Consider the following 15,977-nt stretch of genomic DNA (forward strand, 5'->3'; position numbering starts at 1 on the left):
CAAAATTCATGACGTATAATTGGATATTCTACGGCAAAACTCCGGGGGTTTTTCATCTAAAAAGGCTGTTACTGAGGGCGATATCAAGACCTTCCGGGAAAGATGACATTGCCGAAGGTCCTGAGCTATGATGAGATAGACCGTCTTCTCCTCTCCTTCAATAATATTGAGGACCTTGCTGCCTGCCGAATCATGCATTATTCCCCATTCATTTTCCAGAGTGTTATATGTATAAGAAACCCCCTAATAAATTAATAAAATAATACTCACCCCTCATGCCAGGCCATCGGCCTTTCCTTTACCTTCCCATACACCTGGAACGGCTCATCCTTATTCGCATTTTGTTTTAGGTAAAATAAAGAGCCTTTACTGAAACCCATTTTTTTCCATTCATAATACGAAGCGGTGAGGATCTTTTCCCTGAGTAATGCAGAATCGTTTCTATCCAGGTGAGGGGTCGGATCTGAGAGGTCTAGTGTTTTTCTCTTACCCAGTATGTAATCAGCCAGTTCTCCAGTCTTTTGAGGGATAATATAACCCCATTCCCAGGATTTCTTCTTGAACTCCACTTTGGATGAGAACTAACCGTTCACTTCCTCGATAAGTATCCTTACACTAACTGGCCTTAATCGAATGTTGTAATTCTCGGTGCGTATGAAATCTGACTTATCGAAAACCTTATTTTCCAAAGAACTTATCACCGCAATATCGACAAGCCATCGATATAGCTCTTGCAGATCATAGACCAAAGAAGCTTTTCCGTTAGCCATCTCGTGGTTGAATCCAACGTATGAATCCAACCCATTGGCATTGATAGCTCTCCAGCATTGCGCTTCGAGCATGGTATAACCGTAATTGAAAAGGGCGTTGATCGGATCAACCGCCCCGTATGGCCTTCCGGTATTCCCCATCAGCCTACCTTCGAACTCGAACTTATCATCGAAGGTGGATGAAACGATCTCCCAGTAAGCGTTGGCCACATTGCCTTCAACCAATCTTACATCAGCCGTGGTCTTGGTCTTCGGCAACTTGAGCTTGACCTCATCGATTTTATTCGAATGTCCGGTCGGCCCCATTTTCACCATCGTCGAATTCTTAACCGCTCCCCTCGCTGACATCATAATTTGCTCCCACATCCCTCGCAATGGACCGAATCGGGAAGTGCTTCTCGACCGCAGGCGGAGCAGCGAGCGCTTCCGGACGTCGGAGCGACGAGTACCGCTCCCGCACCGTCCTGCCAGTTCATGATGCCGAGATGGATTATGCAGTATCGTACGCTGAATCTCCGTTTCTTGCACCGGGGGCAGCGCTCCCCCCGGCCCCGCAACGCCCAATAGGCTATGCCGCCGAAGAAGGTAAGTGCCGAAAGCCAGAATTGTATGCCCAACGAGCCGTGATAGCCCTCGACGAAGACGTGACCGCAGCTCTGACAGGTCTTGACATTGACCGGGATGGTTCCATTCCCTTCGGATCGCATATTATCATACGATCTGGATGAGGCCGTGTTTCCCTTCGTCCTCATCTTATCCTGCCTCCGCATTTGCCGCAATACACGGAATCGTCCAAGATCGGTTCCCCGCAATGCCTGCAGAACACCGCATCTGTTGATTTGTTGACCGGTCCTATTTCCAAAATATTCTCCTTCTTCTTCATTTCAGAAGCATAGGCCAATGCCAAGATGACCACGATCGCGATGACGGCAATCATCACGACGATGGCCGTCGAGGAGAGGAGTTCATAACCTCCGTCATCATCTGAACCCGTGCTGAACGCGGTCGGCGTGTACATGTAATGTACCGAGGCGGACTGGCTCCCGTCGTTGCTCAGTATGAGGTAATATGTACCGGCATTGAGGTACACGTCCCCTTCCGCCTCGTCACAATCGGAGAACGTGCCGCCCAGGTAGTACGTGTACGAATCGCCGTTCTCGTAGTCGCTAAGCTCAGACGCGGATATCAGTATCACATCGATGTTCGGACCCGAATGCACCGTCACGGTGAACTCCAACACACCGTCGGTGGCCATGACGAAGGGCAGCTTGCAATAGTACCCTGGTTTGATCAACACATCACCGTTGACCTTGAAGCCCTCAGCAGCAGAGACGCTATCAATCAGCGGCAGGAACGTCAGGAACAGGGCTAGGACGCATATCGCGCTCATATGCAGGGAATGAGGACTTTTATAACGAAGAGGCGGCAGCGGCGCGATCCTAGACGCTCTGCAAGGCGTTTCTGACCTTGGGATCATGTCAGCCTCTTGCCGCAGCCTTCGCAGAATAGGGAATCCTCTGCGGTCTGACGCCCGCAGAACCTGCAATGCTTTCCCTTTTCGGCAACGATCGTTGACGCAGGATCGGCGGTCGGCGATGCCGTTCTTACAAGCTCGGCGAGCTGCCTTCGATAGCTGGGCAGCTTCGCCTCCATGAGCCATCCCATGAACATCATTGCCAGGCCCGCCATTGCGAGGCCGGACATGAAATCAAGGAACCCGGCATCTTCGTATATCCAGGCGAGGATCATGCACTCCAAGATACCCCCCATCGTCATTATCAGGCCCAACCACTTGAACGCTCTGCCTTTCCTAAGCACGTATATCGTCATCTCCACATCGGACCTTCTCTTTTCAGAGGTTTCCTGCATCCTAATCGCCCCGATCGTGTAAAACGTCGATCCAACGACGTCTATCGCACGTGTCGAATATGTTTCCAAATTATATATCAATTACTATTTGGTATGTGGTATTAGTTATCCAGTAACAAATTTATCATATTTCCGGTTCTGATTGTTAATTGGAGATTGACATTGGTCAAGCAGACAACGGATTCAACTGAGAGGTCGAAGGTCGCTGAGGTACTGGGGTTGGCAAACGCCGTCGATCTTATACTCTTGATAAAAGAACGCAAGGAGATCAGGACATCGGATATACGGCTCGTCCCGGGAGGTTATTATCGCCTGAAGGACGTGCTTGACAAATTAATGGCCGGTGGGATCGTCGAGAAAAAATTCATCGAAAAACCGTACAAGACATTCTTCTATAAACTTTCAAGAAAAGGAGAGGAGGTGTCCGAGAAACTCATCGAGATAGACGACATCATTACATCTTGATAATCTTGAGAACGGCATTTGCATGCTGTGCGCGATCATCGAAATAAAATACAATGTAAAAGAGGTCGTAGCGCTCTAAAGATGCACGCCGGAGAGAGCACACATCTGTCATATGGTGTACCGTCTCCTACGATACTCCCCTTGCTTATCAATAGATATATCGCGCGCGAAAGCAAGGGGGTAAAACCCTAAGATCCCCGCCGTCGTAACCGATATCGTAAACGAACGGTTAAGTGTATCGTAAACAATATCGTAATCGGTGTTATCATGAAATCAAAACCTATCAAGAAGGAGAACGCTAAGACCAGATACGACGCCAAGAAGCCGACCGTGTCCTTCCGCGTGTCTAAGGAGGAGTACGCTCGCCTCGATGCACTAAAAAAGGACAGCGTTTTGTCCTTCCGTGATATCGTACTCACCGGGGCCAGGATGATCGAGAAGGATAGAGCCAGGGAGAGGAAGCGCCGCGCGGACGAAAAGAAGAAGCTGGAAGAGGCGGTCAAGGCGGCGAGGATCGATGCGCTGAGCTGTGTGCGGATTGGGACATGCCCAACATGTCATAAACCCATGTACTGGAATCTTAATAGAACTAGGAACTTGAATCGGTTAACCGAAGCGGTATACAGAATTAATTATTGCCACCCAGGATGTTGATATTGATCTCTCGGAGAGCATTACCATCCGCAGTAAAACCATGTCATGCAAGGAACGATCAATCAGAACCGATTGATGTTCGTTCGTGAGGGATGGCATGTAAGAACGCCACCCATTTCCCAGATTTGATGCTGATAATCGTTTCAATCCTCAGATTCGTTATTCAACTCCCCGATGGCCGCATTGATAATATCAACGACCTCGCCCAATAATCCAGGTCTGATCGCTGGACCACTATCTTCCAGACCTTGAGCGAAGAGGAGGAACGCCTGGGCCAGCTTTTCGATATTGTTAAACGTCCTCATGTCGCCCAGGGCGTTGAACCTGTAGGCGTAACGGTGAACGTTATCATAAGTGCTGAAGAACAGCGCCGTCATTTGCTCAATGAACTCAGAAGCGAATTCGCTCTCGAAAATGCATTTCAAGAGATTGAGCTGCGCAAGGGCGATCTCCCGATCGGCTTTCATCGCCCCTTTGTCCTTGATGAAGCGCGCTTCCATCTCCTTCAGGCGCTTATCACCCACAGACTCACTGACAAGGTCCTTGCCGCTCTTGAAAAAGTACACAGTGGGCATCGGACCGGGGACGAAGGAGAGGTAATCATAACGCAATGAACGGCCGTCCTTGGTCCTGTATCCTTTTCGCAGCAGTCTGTTAACAGAAGACTTGGGCGCAAGCAGCGGCTCCTTGGATATTGTCTCTTTCATCTCCTCATTTACTAAGACCTTTATCACCAGGGGCACGCTGACTTTCACGTATCTCTTACTGTCTGCCTTCTCGACCACGATCGTCGACAATCCTTTTACGATGGATTTCTTGAGCGCTTTCTTCGTTCTCGCCCGATCGAAACCGGCGAGTAGCCCGATCTCTTCCAACGTCAACCCCCTCTCGATGATGGAGCAGAGCTGAGGGAATAGCATCTGAGAGAGGATGTTCAGCCGAGCGTCGGAAATGAAGCCTTTTTCGCACAATCGCCCGACGTCGTTGGAGGTTAACGGCTCCATCATATCGAACATGCTGCTCATACGGACAATCGCATCATGAACCGATAGATAATCCAGTATCTGGCTCGGCATGACTATTTCAACGTTCTGGTCATTTTTCCTCTTCATTTCCGGTTACTATTGTCCTTCTAGACATTAACTGTTTATTTTTTCGGAAAAGGTAGGCAATTAAATCGACCTGTCACCAGCATGCTATCTGGATGACGGAATCAGCCTGCCGTTTCATCGGTGACTGGCATGCGGAAAAGCGGAACGAAGAAGGGGAAGGACGGCGACGACCGGAGCGCCGCAAATCTTAGAAGGCCGCACCCCCTTCCGCATTCCGGGACGAGGATATCGCCGGAAGACGAACAACTTGTCCCCGCGGGACCGCGACATCCGAAAAAGAGAAAGAACAAAGACAGGAGTCGCGGCCAAGCGGATAGCCACAACAGAGGAACGACAATGGGTCGATTTCCATGCGTGTGTGCCTATCGACGATACCTGAACAACGCGCGAGCCCGCCTGGGGGAGAGTACTATCAAGGAGAGGGAACGGAAATTGCATTTCATCTCCACGATCGTGCAGGACCTCAAGGAACGAGGCACGATAAGCACCTCGAACCCCTACCTGTTCACAGAGAACGACGTCATCGAGATATTCATGACGCTGAGGAACAGGACCGTCAAGGGAAGACCGCCGAAATTGTCCACCATCAGGAAGCAGATGCAACTGCTGAAGGACGTGTGCCTAGACGGCGGGAACCGCAAGGTCGAGGATCTGCTGAGGATAGGCCGGATCAGGATCGGGAACGATCATCGGGAGCCGTTCTCCCTGGATCGCGACGAACTCCTGGAGATATTTCAGGCCTGCAAGGAGGTCGGGGGATGGAGAGGCGAGACCTGCCGCTTCGCGGCGGCCATGTTCACCTTCCTTCAACTTCGACCGGGGGAGCTGCAGAAGGCTTTACTAAGCGATATAGACACGAGGAAGTGGACCTTCCTCGTCTCCAACCCCAAAGGCAAGGACCTATACGGCGAGGTTCGCCGTCTGCAGGTCCCGGACGTCCTGAAGCCGTTCGTTCTCGATTTCCTCGAGGCGAGGGAGACGATGCTGAGGTCCAAAGGGATATCATGCGCCGAGCCGCTGATACCGGCCGTGTCCTGCAAGGGCGTAGGCTGCTACACCCAGCAGGCCTTCGCCCGGTTGAAGAAGGAAATTATAAAGCGTACCGGCATCGCCTTCAAATGGAAGGACTTCCGACCGACCGGAGGGCAACTGGCGCTGGACGGCGGCGTTCCGATAGAACAGGTATCGCAGAGCATGAGGCACACATCGACGAAGACCACGGAGCGGTACTATTGCCGCACCAAGGCTGACCTTGCGTTCGCCCGTGTCAATGAAACATACAACAGCATGTTTCGGACCGAGCCAGCTATAAAGGCTGAAAACGATTGAATTGAATTCAAAAAATAATTGTCTGGATAAAGATACATGTGGGCCCGGTCGGATTTGAACCGACGACCAACCGGTTATGAGCCGGCCGCTCCACCGGACTAAGCTACGGACCCTTGATGGGTTCAGGTTAAAGCGGAGGGCAATATAAAATTGTTGTTTTACCAGTCCCAGGCGTCTTTCGTACGCCTTTCTCGGCCAGCTGCGAGATCCTCTCCGAATCCTTCAACTGATCTTTGTCCGCTTCCTTCTTCCAGGTCGACTCCAACATTTAATTCCCTGGTTCAAAGAGAACCTACAGTAATAAAAAAGTGAGCAGTCGATAGGGAAACGTTCTTTGGCCGGTAAAGGAATCATTACCCGGAGGAAGTAAATGGACATCGAACCGCATCTTCAGGCCCTTTGCGCCAACGCCACCATATACGGGGCGAGTAAGGTATCTGCCATCCCCATCAGCTACGTTGTAGTGGACCCGCGGGTCAACTTCAAATGCCAGGTCCCATTATGCCAGAACTTCGGCCGTAGCCACGTCTGCCCCCCTTTCGTGGCGACCGCGGAGAAGTTCGCGACGGTCCTGGCGAGATACAAGTACGCCATATTGGTGCAGGTGGCGCAGCCGGCGCTCATAGAGGGGGAGGACCGCGAGGAGCTGGCCCGGGAGCAGGTCACCAAGCTCAACGACGCCGTGGCCAAACTGGAGAGGGACGCCATGTACATGGGGTACCGCTTCGCCGCCGGGCTGGGCGGAGGCACCTGTCCTTATTGCGAGAAATGCAACGCTCCGGAGGGCGGGAGCTGCCGACATCCGTTCAAAGCAAGGCCGTCCATGGAGGCGATGGGCATCGACGTTGTGCAGACGGCGGAGAACGCTGGCATGCACATCGACCTGCCGCCCAAGGACACCTACGTCTGGACCGGGATGCTGCTCCTTGATTGACCTTCGGAACATCTTTCTGCAATCATTTTATACTCGGTCCGTCTATGTTAGTAATTGATAACTAACAAAGGCCTGAACATGAGGATTGACAACGGGACAAGGAAGCGGCAGATACTGGAGGCCGCCCTGAGGATCGTGGACCAGGAAGGTATACACGCCCTCACCCTGCGGAAGATCGCGGACAGCATCGGTCTTACCGAGGCCGCCCTGTTCCGGCACTTCAAGGGCAAGGAGGACATCGTCAACTCCATGGCCAACATGGTCTTCGAGGGGAACCAATACGTCCCCCGTGGGGAAGGACCCCTGCAGACGTTGGAGAACATGCTGACCTGGCAGATGGAGGCGTTCCAGAAAAATCCCCACCACACCTCGGTCCTGTTCCAGGAGGACCTTTTCAGGGATTACCCCTCGACCAGGGAGAGGTTCGACCTCCGTCGGACCTCCCGCTCGGGGCTCATATGCCAACTGGTCAAGGAAGGGCAACGCCTGGAGGAGTTCGCCCTGGACGTCGATGGCGAGGCCTTCGCCCTGCTCTACATGGGCAGCATACGGATGGCCGTCCTGGAATGGCGGAACTCCGGCTTCTCCTACGACCTGCGTTCGCGGTCCGCCCCCCTTCTGAATCTGCTCAGGAAATGCCTGGAGGTCAGGCCATGATAATCGAGGCGAGAATGTGCCCCTCCCAGGTGCTGAAGGCCAGGGCGGGGGCGGAGTACTATCTGTGCGGCAGGTGCCTGGGAACCTGCCACAAGGACGCTTTGAAATATTCCAAAGGCAAGGTGAAGAAATGAAGTCAGCCAAGTACACGGAGTTCCCGGAGAAGGAGAACCCGCACAAGGTCAGCGTGCGCATGATATACGACCACGAACACGGCCAGGCAGTGGTGATCACACTGAAACCGGGCGAGACCCTGAAGAAGCACATAACCCCGGTCGACGTGTTCTTCTACGTCCTAGAAGGCACTGGCAAGGTGGAGATTGGCGACGAGGTGAAGGAGGTCAGCGCGGACACGATAGTGGAGTCGCCGGCCAAGGTCCCCCACCGCCTGTTCAACGAGTCCGCGTCTACCTTCCGTTTCTTGGTGGTCAAGATGCCCCGGCCGGCCGCCTCGACCAAGGTGCTGTGAGGGATGAAGATGCCGATGGAGATGATGAACCCAGAAGGAGCGAAGAAGGAGGACCTCAGAGGGAAGGTGATGGTGTCCAAGGACCTGGTCTCGTATCAGGAAGGAGCGGTGGTCAGCCGGACGCTGATTAACAAGAACGTAGGCACGATCACCGTCTTCTCCTTCGACCAGGGGCAGGGGCTGAGCGAGCATACCGCCCCGTACGACGCCATGGTGGAGATATTGGACGGGGAGGCGGAGATCACCATCGCCGGGAAGAAACACCTGGTCAAAGAGGGCGAGATGCTGATAATGCCAGCTAACCAGCCGCACGCCCTGCACGGGGTCAAGGCCTTCAAGATGATGCTGATAATGATCAGGGCCTGAAACATTTTTTATAAAATTCGAGAAGGCGCCGTCGAGCGGGATCGAACCGCTGACCTTGTGATTAACAGTCACACGCTCTACCGACTGAGCTACGACGGCCTGATGCGGGCTCTAAAACAGGGGCCTGATATTAATCCTTTATGCTGTTCTTGGACTCCTGTTCCAGCTCCCCTTTCAGCTTCCCCACGGTGCCCTCCATGCGGTCCAGAATGGCCACCACCCTCTCGTAGAATTCGGAGAGCTTTTCGGTGGTCACGGCGCCTTCGGGCGAAGGGTTGATGAGCCCCTCCTGCTCCAAGATGCGCAGTGAGTACCGCACCTTGTGCTGGGGGATGTCCAACAGCTCGGACAGGCGGATGATGCCGATGGGCTCGTACTTCTTGATGGCGTTCAACATGACCACGTGCCTCTCCAATAGCTCGACCTCGGCCTCGATCTTGCTGGTTAGAACGCTATGCCCCTTCATGTCGTCATCTCCCGGCTTCCCGATAGACACGTGATAACATTGGGTATAGTTAAATTCGTTTCTTCTCCCTTTCGTTCCATTAACGCCGTTCCAGCTCGCACAGATTATATAATCCACGCTGTATCGTTACCTGCATGCCGGCCATCAAGGTGAAAGGGCTCACCAAGAGGTATGGGGACTTCATGGCCTTGGACCAGGCCACGTTCACCGTCGACGAGGGCGTCTTCTTCGGTTGCTTCGGTCCCAACGGCGCCGGTAAATCCACCCTGCTCAAGCTGCTGACCGGGCAGTTGTCACCCACCGCTGGATCGGCCGAGGTACTGGGGATAGACCCCGCCAAACAGGCCATAGAGATCAAGCGCCGGGTAGGCATCGTGCCGGAGGTGGAGAGCCCGCCGTCGTACCTCACGGCCTCGGAGTTCCTGAGGTTCGCCGGCACATTGCACGAGGTGCAATCGCTGGACGGGCGCATCGAGCGCTGGCTGAACTTCTTTGACCTCAAAGAGGCCGAGGGCACACTGTGCCGCGACCTGTCCAAGGGCATGCGGCAGAAGGTCATGCTGGCCGCGGCCTTCATCCACGAACCTAAGCTGCTCTTCCTGGACGAGCCGTTCATCAACCTGGACCCCATCTACCAGCGCAAGCTGCGCGATTATCTCCTGGAGCTGCGGGACGAAGGGCGCACGGTCTTCCTATGCTCGCACATACTGGACATTGCGCAGAGGATCGTGCAGGACATCATGATCCTGGACCGCGGGAAGGTGGTGCTGCGTGACAAGGTGGAGAACGTCCTGGTGAACGGCGAGGACCTCGAATCGCTCTTCCTGAGGATAGTGGGCGGGGGCAATGGCATCGCTCCTTGAGCTCATGCTGCGGGAGGAGTACCGCATGCACGTGTCCTACTCCTCGCGCCACATGTTCCTCTCGCTCCCCCTCTACATATTCTTCTTCACCGCGCTGTTCACCTACGGCATGGGCACCCTGACCGGCGACCTGCGGTTCGTGGACCTGATCACCATGTCCTACGGCGGGGTGTTCATCTACGGGGTCAGCGTGGGGGCTTTCGGCTTCATCGGCCGGACCATCTTAGAAAGGCGCTACGGCAAGGACAACTTCATACTCAGCATGCCCTTCCTGTACCCCCTGACCTTCCGCAAGGTGTTCCTAGGGATGTACCTGAAGGACTCCATCTTCTACGCGGCCCTGATGCTCCTCCCCGCCCTGGGCGGCATGGCCTTGGGAGCGGTCATAGCCTCGTACTCCCTCGTCTCCGTCCTGTTGATATTCCTGGGGCTCATACTGAGCTTCCTCTACGGCATGTCCCTGAGCTTCTTTATCTCCGTCCTCTATTCCATAGACCGCCGGTTGTTCGGGGCAGGGGTGGCCGGGCTGGTGCTGCTGATGTGCGGCTTTGGGCTCACCCACAGCTACGGCATGGAGGTTCTCGTCCCCGGCCTGGGCTACCAGCTCAACGCGCCGCCCTTCCCTGCGGACTGGTCCGTGGCGTTACCATACCTCGGGATAACCATCGTCCTGACCATCGTCTTCCTCGTCCTGGCCGTGAACCTGGTCCGGCCCGACCAGCACATCTCCGTCGGAAGGCACAAGGAGCTCTACCAGGAGCAGCTCAAGCGCTTCTCCTTCCTGCGCTCCCCCACCCTGATGGCCAAGGAGTTCGTGGACATCCGGCGCTCCGGCCTGGCCACCAAGATGTTCTTCGCCTACATCGTGCCGCTGGTCTTCCTCGGCTTCACCACCTGGTACATCAACCACGGCCTGAACATCCCGGTGGGCTTCAACGCCGTGTTCTACGGGGCCATGGTGGGCTTCTTCGGGGTGCTCCTCTACACCTGGATGACCAACACCGACCTGAACGATTATTACGAGACGCTGCCCGTTTCCGTCCCCCAGATAATAAAGACCAAGCTGGGCGCCTTCTTCATCCTGACCACCGCCGTCTCCACCCTGTTCGTGGTGCTGATATCGATGCTCAACAACGAATGGCAGCTGCTGTGGCTAGCTCTGATAGTCCTCTACTGCACCACCGTATACATGATCGTGGCCACGGCCTATCTCACCGGGCTGAACGCCAACTCCTTCTTCCTGAACCCCACCGTGCTCACCAAGTTCACGGCCATATCCATCCTTCCGGACCTGCTGCTGACCATACTGTCCTTCAGTCTGATGAGCGGGGTCTGGTGGGCCTTGGCCGGCATATTGGGCGTATGCGGGGTGCTGCTCCTCCTCAGCCTGTACTTCTACAAGGGGATCGGGAGGAAATGGAGCGGGGCCACATTCCAATGAGCAATTGATTTATCCTCCGGGGGCCCTTTCCCCGGCATGAGCTGGCAATGGCTGAGGCGCCTGGTGCACATCAGCGCTCCGCTTTTCTGCGTCTACTATTATCTGCCAGACCTCCTGCTGCCCGGTCTGGCCAAGACCGAGGGGCTGCTCTTAGTCATGCTTTTCGCCCTGGGGTTCGAAGCGCTTCGGCTCATCTTCCGCATCAAGGTGCCTGGAATGCGCTCCTATGAGTTCGACCGGCCGTCCGCGGCCTCCTACACCGCCGTGGCGCTGACCTTCGCCTTCCTGTTTTTCCCTATCGAGCTGGTGCTGCCCGTGCTCATAGGCATGGGCTGGGTGGACCCATTGATAGGCAAGCTGCGCCACAACGGCAGCAAGATGAACCCCGCCCTGCCCATTGCGGCCTACTTCTTCATAATGCTGCTGGGGCTGGGATATTTCTACGGGCTAACGTTCCCGGTCCTGATCTCCGCCGCCCTGATAGCCCCCATCGCTGTCTACCTCGAGGCGATCAGGTTCAGGTTCATAGATGACGATTTCGTGCTGATCGTGGTTCCCCTGCTGTTGTTGGGGCTGACATTCGGTCAGCTCCCTTTCTGACCTGAAAAAGTAAAGGGAGGGCCAGCAGCATCTAGTTGCCCAGGATGCCCTTGCGCTTGCTGAACTTGGCGATGCCCGTCTCGATGGTCTGGATAGGCCCCTTGTGGCAGATCTCCGCCGCGTCCTTGCTGTCGTGGACCTTGTTGCACACCAGACACTGGTAAACCAACTTGGACATGGGGAAAAGAAATCGAAAGGAGGCATATAATGTTATTCCCGCGGCCGAGGGCGGGCAGGCGAACCATCCGACGTTCGTAGCAGAAACGTCCAATACCGCATTTTTTCGTGTTGGCATACCCAATCTTTTATCTACAATGATATTTCCGGTGCATCCGCAGGGTTTTTATTTTCTTAGGTCAATTACCGGAGTTATGAATAAAATCAAGGTCATCAATGAACCCTCGGAACTGGTCTCCATGTTGAGGGCCGTTGATACCCCGGTGAAGAGGGATGTCCTGAAGGAGGTCACTCTGGAGTGGCGGACGACCAAAGACATCAAGGAAAAGTACGGGGAAGAGGGGGAGAAGGCCTTGATGTTCTTCGAGAAGATGAAGCTGGTGGAGACCAGATGGCAGCCTTCCGGCGGCAACCGCCCGGAGAAGGCCTATCATACCTACTACAATTCCTTCCACATCAACGCTTCTTGGCCGGTTTATGAGATATCCGATGTCCTGTACGCTGCTATGATGCCGGATGATGATTTCAAAGAAGTGGAGAACAACATCCTGGAGCAGGTGGGCAAGGACGGCAAGTTCGCCGGGGACGTGGCCGAGAACCTGGGAATGACGGCCACCATGCTCAAGAGCCTGGTCAAGCGCTCGATCAAGATGGACTATCGCGGTCACCGCCTGGAACTGATAAAGGAGTAAAGTGTCCAACATCACCGTGCTCCGGCTGGGTCATCGACCGGAGAGGGACAAGCGCATCACCACCCATGTGGCGCTGACCGCCCGGGCCTTCGGCGCCAAAGGGATTGTCGTCTCCACCAAGGACCCCGTTCTCGAGGAGAGCGTGCAGGACGTGGTGAAACGCTTCGGCGGCGATTTCACCATCACCACCGGGGTCAACTGGCGTCACTATCTGCAGGACTTCCAGGGGACGGTGGTGCATCTGACCATGTACGGCCTGCCGGTGGACGAAGTGGCCTCGAAGGTCCCGGAGGGGGAGGTGCTGGTGGTCGTCGGAGCGGAGAAGGTCCCCCCCGAGGTGTACCAGAGGGCGGACCTCAACGTGGCGGTGGGCAATCAGCCGCATTCCGAGGTCGCCGCCCTGGCCATACTGCTCGACCGCATCTTCCAGGGCAAGGGACTGGTCCGGGACTACCAGGGTGCGCAGATCAAGGTCCTTCCGTGCGAGAGGGGGAAGAACGTTGTCGAACTACCCAAGCAGTGAGGAGTGCCTCCGCATAATGCGCGAGGAAGGCCTCGCTCCGGTGGTCATCCGCCACGCCTGCGTGGTCAACGTCGTGGCCATGGTCATCGCCCGAAGGTGCGGGGCCGACCTGGACCTGGTCAACGCCGCCTCGCTGCTCCACGACATCGGCCGTTCGCGAACCCACGGCGTGCAGCACGTCTCGGAGGGCGCCCGCATCGCCCAGGAACGCTCGTTACCCGAGGAACTGGTGCTGTGCATCGAGCGCCACATCGCCTCCGGTTTCACCCCGGAAGAGGCCAAGGACCTCGGCCTACCGGAAGGTGATTACATGCCGGTGACCTTGGAGGACAAGGTGGTCAGCTTCGCCGACAACCTGGTCAGCGACCGTTCGATAAAGACCACGGCGCAGGCGGCGGAGCGCATGCGCAGCAAGGGCTTCGAGCTCTCGGCCACCCGGATGATAGCGATCGGGAAGGAACTGGCATCCCGATGCGGGGAGGAGGTCGACGTCCTTCTGGAGAAGGCCAAGGTCCGGGAGAAGGCCGCGGAAAGGTGCGACCAGATGGCCTGACCCGGGCTTCGATTCTGCAAGCGATTTTTTTTCACAAAGGTTTTATGAGTGTCACGTCTTACCAAGGCGCACGCCAGCCGACACCAGTCCTCGGGCCACCGATTCCGACCAGCCCTCGATGTCGTTCTGGGTGTAGCCGACGATGGTCGGCTTTCCAGTGGTGCCGGAGGAGGCGTGATAGCGCACCACCTCCCTCGAGGTGGCCAGGAACAGCTTGTCCGGGTACCCGTCGCGCAGGTCCTTCTTCACCATGAAAGGCAGCTTGCGCACATCCTCCAGGGTCTGGACGTCCTCCGGGGTCACGTTGGCATCCTTCATCTTCTGGCGGTAGAAGAGAGAGAAGGTGTAGAGCTTGTAGACCAGCATCTTCAGCTGCTTGAGCTGGAGCGCCTTCAGCTCATCGATTGGCATTACCTCGATTGGATTCCAATAGACCATGCTTCTCCCTCGTATTGAAAATCAGGCGATTATAGTCTACTGGAACGTGGCCCCGTCTAGCAGATGCAGCCCGTCGGCCAGCAGCTTCTCGATCCCTTTCTCGATGTCCTCCACGCGGACGATCAGCACCGCGTAGGGCGGGCTGCGGTAACCGTAGCCGTACTCGATGTTGATGTCCTTCATGTGGTCCGTGAGGTCGAACAGCCCGCCGGGGCGGTCCTCCATCTGTATGGCCAGGACCTCGGTGAACTTGACCACGAAGCCCTCTTTGGCGAGCAGGTCGCGGGCGGCCTCCGGCTCATCCACCAGGACCCGTATGACGCCGTAGCCCGCGCCCTCGGCTATGCTGAAACCAAGGATGTTTATCTTCCCTTCCTTGAGCACCTTGGCCACCGCCCCCAGGCGGTTGGGCCGGTTCTCGGAGAAGATGGATAGTTGCTTGATCCTGTACTTGCCGATGTCGCTCATCAGTATTCCCTCCTGTCCACCACGCGTTTGGCCTTGCCCTCGAAACGGGGGAGCGTGCCCGGTTGCACCAGCTCCACGTTGGCCGCCACGTTGAGCACTCCCTTCAGCCGGTTGGATATGCGCTCGCGCAGGGCGTTCAGCTCGATGATGTTGTCGGTGAAGGCCTCTGGTTTCAGCTCGGCCCTGACCAGCATGCTGTCCAGGTGCCCCTTGCGGTCCACCACGAGCTGGAACTCGTTCCCCAGCTCTGGATGGTGCATCAACGAGTGCTCCACCTGCGAGGGGAACACATTGATGCCGCGAATTATAATCATATCGTCCACACGGCCCGGTATCCTGGTTATGCGCGGATGCGCCCGGCCGCAGGGGCAGTCCTCCTCGTACATGGAGGTTATGTCCCCTATGCGGTAACGGACGAGGGGGAAGGCCTCCTTCTGCAGCATGGTCACCACCAGCTCGCCCTTCTCCCCCGGGACCACCGGCTCTCCGGTGTCCACGTCGACTATCTCCAGCAAGGCCAGGTCCCTCCAGAAGTGTATGCCGTTCTGCTCGGCGCACTCCATGAACAGCGGTCCGGAGAGCTCGCTGGCGCCGAAGCAGTTCATCCCCTTAACGCCCATGGTCTCGTAGATGCGGTCGCGCATGCGGTCGCTCCACGGCTCCCCTCCCAGTAGTCCGTAGCGCAGCTTGGTGTCCTTCTTGATGTCGATGCCCCTCTTGGCCGCCACCTCTCCCAGGTACATGAGGTAGGAGGGGGTGCAGGCCATGGCCGTGACCTCCAGGTCGCAGATCAGGTCGATCTGACGGTCGGTGTTCCCGGTGGACGCCGGTATCACCGTGGCCCCGAGCTTTTCTGTGGCGTAATGGAACCCCAGCCCTCCGGAGAAGAGACCATAGGTGTTGCTGACCTGTATCACGTCCTTCTTCCCCAGGCCGAAGGAGGTCATCGCTCTGGCCAAAGATTCCGACCAGTTCTCCAGGTCGTTCTTGGTGTAGCCGACGATGGTCGGCTTGCCAGTGGTCCCGGAGGAGGCGTGGTATCGCAGCAGGTCCCCGCGGTCACGCATCATCAGTTTGTTTGGATACCCTTCGCGCAGGTCCTTCTTGCTCATGAAGGGCAGCTTGCGCACG

General features: G+C 56.0%; 25 protein-coding genes and 2 tRNA genes. 14 read left to right on the top strand and 13 right to left on the bottom strand.

The genetic code is table 11. The features are described from left to right. Positions 1-266: 266 nt before the first annotated feature. From NT131_06005 to NT131_06025, 5 genes are all read right to left on the bottom strand, one after another. Positions 267-569, bottom strand: coding sequence for a hypothetical protein (locus NT131_06005; protein ID MCX6651190.1), 303 nt, complete (start codon positions 567-569; stop codon positions 267-269). Positions 570-581: 12 nt separating this feature from the next. Next, positions 582-1,118, bottom strand: coding sequence for a CRISPR-associated endonuclease Cas1 (gene cas1, locus NT131_06010; protein MCX6651191.1), 537 nt, complete (start codon positions 1,116-1,118; stop codon positions 582-584). After that, entirely contained in the window at positions 1,118-1,522 is a 405-nt protein-coding gene (locus NT131_06015; GenBank protein MCX6651192.1) for a hypothetical protein, read from the bottom strand. Before NT131_06015 ends, cas1 begins: the two co-directional genes overlap by 1 nt. Beyond that, positions 1,519-2,160: a zinc ribbon domain-containing protein gene (locus NT131_06020; protein ID MCX6651193.1), complete on the bottom strand. Its 642-nt coding sequence runs from the start codon at positions 2,158-2,160 to the stop codon at positions 1,519-1,521. The genes NT131_06015 and NT131_06020 overlap by 4 nt, the downstream gene beginning before the upstream one ends. A gap of 83 nt (positions 2,161-2,243) precedes the next feature. Next, entirely contained in the window at positions 2,244-2,639 is a 396-nt protein-coding gene (locus NT131_06025; GenBank protein MCX6651194.1) for a hypothetical protein, read from the bottom strand. A 162-nt stretch (positions 2,640-2,801) separates the two neighbouring features. Between NT131_06025 and NT131_06030 the strand changes: the two genes are divergently transcribed. Together NT131_06030 and NT131_06035 are read left to right on the top strand one after the other, a co-directional pair. Continuing rightward, positions 2,802-3,104, top strand: coding sequence for a hypothetical protein (locus tag NT131_06030; GenBank protein MCX6651195.1), 303 nt, complete (start codon positions 2,802-2,804; stop codon positions 3,102-3,104). A 267-nt stretch (positions 3,105-3,371) separates the two neighbouring features. Beyond that, positions 3,372-3,758, top strand: a complete 387-nt coding sequence (locus NT131_06035; protein ID MCX6651196.1) for a hypothetical protein — start codon at positions 3,372-3,374, stop codon at positions 3,756-3,758. A 143-nt stretch (positions 3,759-3,901) separates the two neighbouring features. Here NT131_06035 and NT131_06040 read toward each other — a convergent pair whose 3' ends face one another. Next, positions 3,902-4,783, bottom strand: coding sequence for a hypothetical protein (locus tag NT131_06040; protein MCX6651197.1), 882 nt, complete (start codon positions 4,781-4,783; stop codon positions 3,902-3,904). 423 nt (positions 4,784-5,206) lie between these two features. Between NT131_06040 and NT131_06045 the strand changes: the two genes are divergently transcribed. Beyond that, complete coding sequence (locus NT131_06045) at positions 5,207-6,199, top strand: site-specific integrase (GenBank protein ID MCX6651198.1); 993 nt, start codon at positions 5,207-5,209, stop codon at positions 6,197-6,199. A 39-nt stretch (positions 6,200-6,238) separates the two neighbouring features. On the opposite strand, the gene NT131_06050 is transcribed toward NT131_06045, so the two are convergent. Beyond that, a tRNA-Ile gene (locus NT131_06050) sits at positions 6,239-6,312 on the bottom strand. 257 nt (positions 6,313-6,569) lie between these two features. Between NT131_06050 and NT131_06055 the strand changes: the two genes are divergently transcribed. The 5 genes from NT131_06055 to NT131_06075 are packed head-to-tail and all read left to right on the top strand — an operon-like array spanning position 6,570 to position 8,625. Continuing rightward, positions 6,570-7,133, top strand: coding sequence for a DUF2284 domain-containing protein (locus tag NT131_06055; GenBank protein MCX6651199.1), 564 nt, complete (start codon positions 6,570-6,572; stop codon positions 7,131-7,133). A gap of 54 nt (positions 7,134-7,187) precedes the next feature. Beyond that, positions 7,188-7,790, top strand: a complete 603-nt coding sequence (locus NT131_06060; protein ID MCX6651200.1) for a helix-turn-helix domain containing protein — start codon at positions 7,188-7,190, stop codon at positions 7,788-7,790. After that, positions 7,787-7,924: a hypothetical protein gene (locus NT131_06065; GenBank protein ID MCX6651201.1), complete on the top strand. Its 138-nt coding sequence runs from the start codon at positions 7,787-7,789 to the stop codon at positions 7,922-7,924. Before NT131_06060 ends, NT131_06065 begins: the two co-directional genes overlap by 4 nt. Next, positions 7,921-8,259: a cupin domain-containing protein gene (locus tag NT131_06070; GenBank protein MCX6651202.1), complete on the top strand. Its 339-nt coding sequence runs from the start codon at positions 7,921-7,923 to the stop codon at positions 8,257-8,259. The genes NT131_06065 and NT131_06070 overlap by 4 nt, the downstream gene beginning before the upstream one ends. A 9-nt stretch (positions 8,260-8,268) precedes the next feature. Continuing rightward, positions 8,269-8,625: a cupin domain-containing protein gene (locus tag NT131_06075; protein ID MCX6651203.1), complete on the top strand. Its 357-nt coding sequence runs from the start codon at positions 8,269-8,271 to the stop codon at positions 8,623-8,625. Positions 8,626-8,651: 26 nt separating this feature from the next. On the opposite strand, the gene NT131_06080 is transcribed toward NT131_06075, so the two are convergent. Together NT131_06080 and NT131_06085 are read right to left on the bottom strand one after the other, a co-directional pair. Further along, positions 8,652-8,724: transfer RNA gene (locus NT131_06080), tRNA-Asn, on the bottom strand. Positions 8,725-8,755: 31 nt separating this feature from the next. After that, complete coding sequence (locus NT131_06085) at positions 8,756-9,091, bottom strand: hypothetical protein (GenBank protein MCX6651204.1); 336 nt, start codon at positions 9,089-9,091, stop codon at positions 8,756-8,758. 134 nt (positions 9,092-9,225) lie between these two features. Between NT131_06085 and NT131_06090 the strand changes: the two genes are divergently transcribed. From NT131_06090 to NT131_06100, 3 genes are read left to right on the top strand one after another with little or no spacing between them, the layout of a single operon-like run. Continuing rightward, complete coding sequence (locus tag NT131_06090; GenBank protein MCX6651205.1) at positions 9,226-9,954, top strand: ABC transporter ATP-binding protein; 729 nt, start codon at positions 9,226-9,228, stop codon at positions 9,952-9,954. Beyond that, positions 9,938-11,395 carry a hypothetical protein gene (locus tag NT131_06095; protein MCX6651206.1) on the top strand — a complete coding sequence of 486 codons (1,458 nt, stop codon included), beginning with the start codon at positions 9,938-9,940 and terminating at the stop codon, positions 11,393-11,395. The genes NT131_06090 and NT131_06095 overlap by 17 nt, the downstream gene beginning before the upstream one ends. A 36-nt stretch (positions 11,396-11,431) precedes the next feature. Continuing rightward, the gene (locus tag NT131_06100) at positions 11,432-11,995 is read left to right on the top strand and encodes a hypothetical protein (protein MCX6651207.1); all 564 of its coding nucleotides are present in this window, start codon (positions 11,432-11,434) and stop codon (positions 11,993-11,995) included. Positions 11,996-12,026: 31 nt separating this feature from the next. Here NT131_06100 and NT131_06105 read toward each other — a convergent pair whose 3' ends face one another. After that, positions 12,027-12,173 carry a hypothetical protein gene (locus NT131_06105; protein ID MCX6651208.1) on the bottom strand — a complete coding sequence of 49 codons (147 nt, stop codon included), beginning with the start codon at positions 12,171-12,173 and terminating at the stop codon, positions 12,027-12,029. Positions 12,174-12,366: 193 nt separating this feature from the next. Between NT131_06105 and NT131_06110 the strand changes: the two genes are divergently transcribed. From NT131_06110 to NT131_06120, 3 genes are read left to right on the top strand one after another with little or no spacing between them, the layout of a single operon-like run. After that, on the top strand, positions 12,367-12,864 hold the full coding sequence (locus NT131_06110; GenBank protein MCX6651209.1) for an ArsR family transcriptional regulator: 498 nt from the start codon (positions 12,367-12,369) through the stop codon (positions 12,862-12,864). Position 12,865: 1 nt separating this feature from the next. Then, entirely contained in the window at positions 12,866-13,387 is a 522-nt protein-coding gene (locus NT131_06115) for a tRNA (cytidine(56)-2'-O)-methyltransferase (protein ID MCX6651210.1), read from the top strand. Further along, the gene (locus NT131_06120; protein MCX6651211.1) at positions 13,365-13,940 is read left to right on the top strand and encodes an HDIG domain-containing protein; all 576 of its coding nucleotides are present in this window, start codon (positions 13,365-13,367) and stop codon (positions 13,938-13,940) included. Before NT131_06115 ends, NT131_06120 begins: the two co-directional genes overlap by 23 nt. Before the next feature lie 51 nt (positions 13,941-13,991). Here NT131_06120 and NT131_06125 read toward each other — a convergent pair whose 3' ends face one another. From NT131_06125 to NT131_06135, 3 genes are all read right to left on the bottom strand, one after another. After that, positions 13,992-14,351, bottom strand: coding sequence for a hypothetical protein (locus tag NT131_06125; GenBank protein ID MCX6651212.1), 360 nt, complete (start codon positions 14,349-14,351; stop codon positions 13,992-13,994). Between the two features lie 63 nt (positions 14,352-14,414). Further along, entirely contained in the window at positions 14,415-14,846 is a 432-nt protein-coding gene (locus tag NT131_06130) for an acetolactate synthase (GenBank protein ID MCX6651213.1), read from the bottom strand. Further along, the gene (locus NT131_06135; GenBank protein ID MCX6651214.1) at positions 14,846-15,976 is read right to left on the bottom strand and encodes a phenylacetate--CoA ligase; all 1,131 of its coding nucleotides are present in this window, start codon (positions 15,974-15,976) and stop codon (positions 14,846-14,848) included. The genes NT131_06130 and NT131_06135 overlap by 1 nt, the downstream gene beginning before the upstream one ends. Position 15,977 lies beyond the last annotated feature (1 nt).

The sequence above is a fragment of the Methanomassiliicoccales archaeon genome (genome assembly GCA_026394395.1).
GTDB lineage: Archaea > Thermoplasmatota > Thermoplasmata > Methanomassiliicoccales > UBA472 > UBA472.

Coding starts and splice junctions, on each gene's coding strand:
- NT131_06020 (MCX6651193.1), bottom strand. CDS start 2,160: ATGAGCGCGATATGCGTCCTAGCCCTGTTCCTGACGTTCCTGCCGCTG.
- cas1 (MCX6651191.1), bottom strand. CDS start 1,118: ATGTCAGCGAGGGGAGCGGTTAAGAATTCGACGATGGTGAAAATGGGG.
- NT131_06090 (MCX6651205.1), top strand. CDS start 9,226: ATGCCGGCCATCAAGGTGAAAGGGCTCACCAAGAGGTATGGGGACTTC.
- NT131_06075 (MCX6651203.1), top strand. CDS start 8,269: ATGCCGATGGAGATGATGAACCCAGAAGGAGCGAAGAAGGAGGACCTC.
- NT131_06105 (MCX6651208.1), bottom strand. CDS start 12,173: ATGTCCAAGTTGGTTTACCAGTGTCTGGTGTGCAACAAGGTCCACGAC.
- NT131_06065 (MCX6651201.1), top strand. CDS start 7,787: ATGATAATCGAGGCGAGAATGTGCCCCTCCCAGGTGCTGAAGGCCAGG.
- NT131_06070 (MCX6651202.1), top strand. CDS start 7,921: ATGAAGTCAGCCAAGTACACGGAGTTCCCGGAGAAGGAGAACCCGCAC.
- NT131_06100 (MCX6651207.1), top strand. CDS start 11,432: ATGAGCTGGCAATGGCTGAGGCGCCTGGTGCACATCAGCGCTCCGCTT.
- NT131_06125 (MCX6651212.1), bottom strand. CDS start 14,351: ATGCCAATCGATGAGCTGAAGGCGCTCCAGCTCAAGCAGCTGAAGATG.
- NT131_06040 (MCX6651197.1), bottom strand. CDS start 4,783: ATGAGCAGCATGTTCGATATGATGGAGCCGTTAACCTCCAACGACGTC.
- NT131_06025 (MCX6651194.1), bottom strand. CDS start 2,639: ATGCAGGAAACCTCTGAAAAGAGAAGGTCCGATGTGGAGATGACGATA.
- NT131_06095 (MCX6651206.1), top strand. CDS start 9,938: ATGGCATCGCTCCTTGAGCTCATGCTGCGGGAGGAGTACCGCATGCAC.
- NT131_06015 (MCX6651192.1), bottom strand. CDS start 1,522: ATGAGGACGAAGGGAAACACGGCCTCATCCAGATCGTATGATAATATG.
- NT131_06110 (MCX6651209.1), top strand. CDS start 12,367: ATGAATAAAATCAAGGTCATCAATGAACCCTCGGAACTGGTCTCCATG.
- NT131_06045 (MCX6651198.1), top strand. CDS start 5,207: ATGGGTCGATTTCCATGCGTGTGTGCCTATCGACGATACCTGAACAAC.
- NT131_06035 (MCX6651196.1), top strand. CDS start 3,372: ATGAAATCAAAACCTATCAAGAAGGAGAACGCTAAGACCAGATACGAC.
- NT131_06055 (MCX6651199.1), top strand. CDS start 6,570: ATGGACATCGAACCGCATCTTCAGGCCCTTTGCGCCAACGCCACCATA.
- NT131_06085 (MCX6651204.1), bottom strand. CDS start 9,091: ATGAAGGGGCATAGCGTTCTAACCAGCAAGATCGAGGCCGAGGTCGAG.
- NT131_06130 (MCX6651213.1), bottom strand. CDS start 14,846: ATGAGCGACATCGGCAAGTACAGGATCAAGCAACTATCCATCTTCTCC.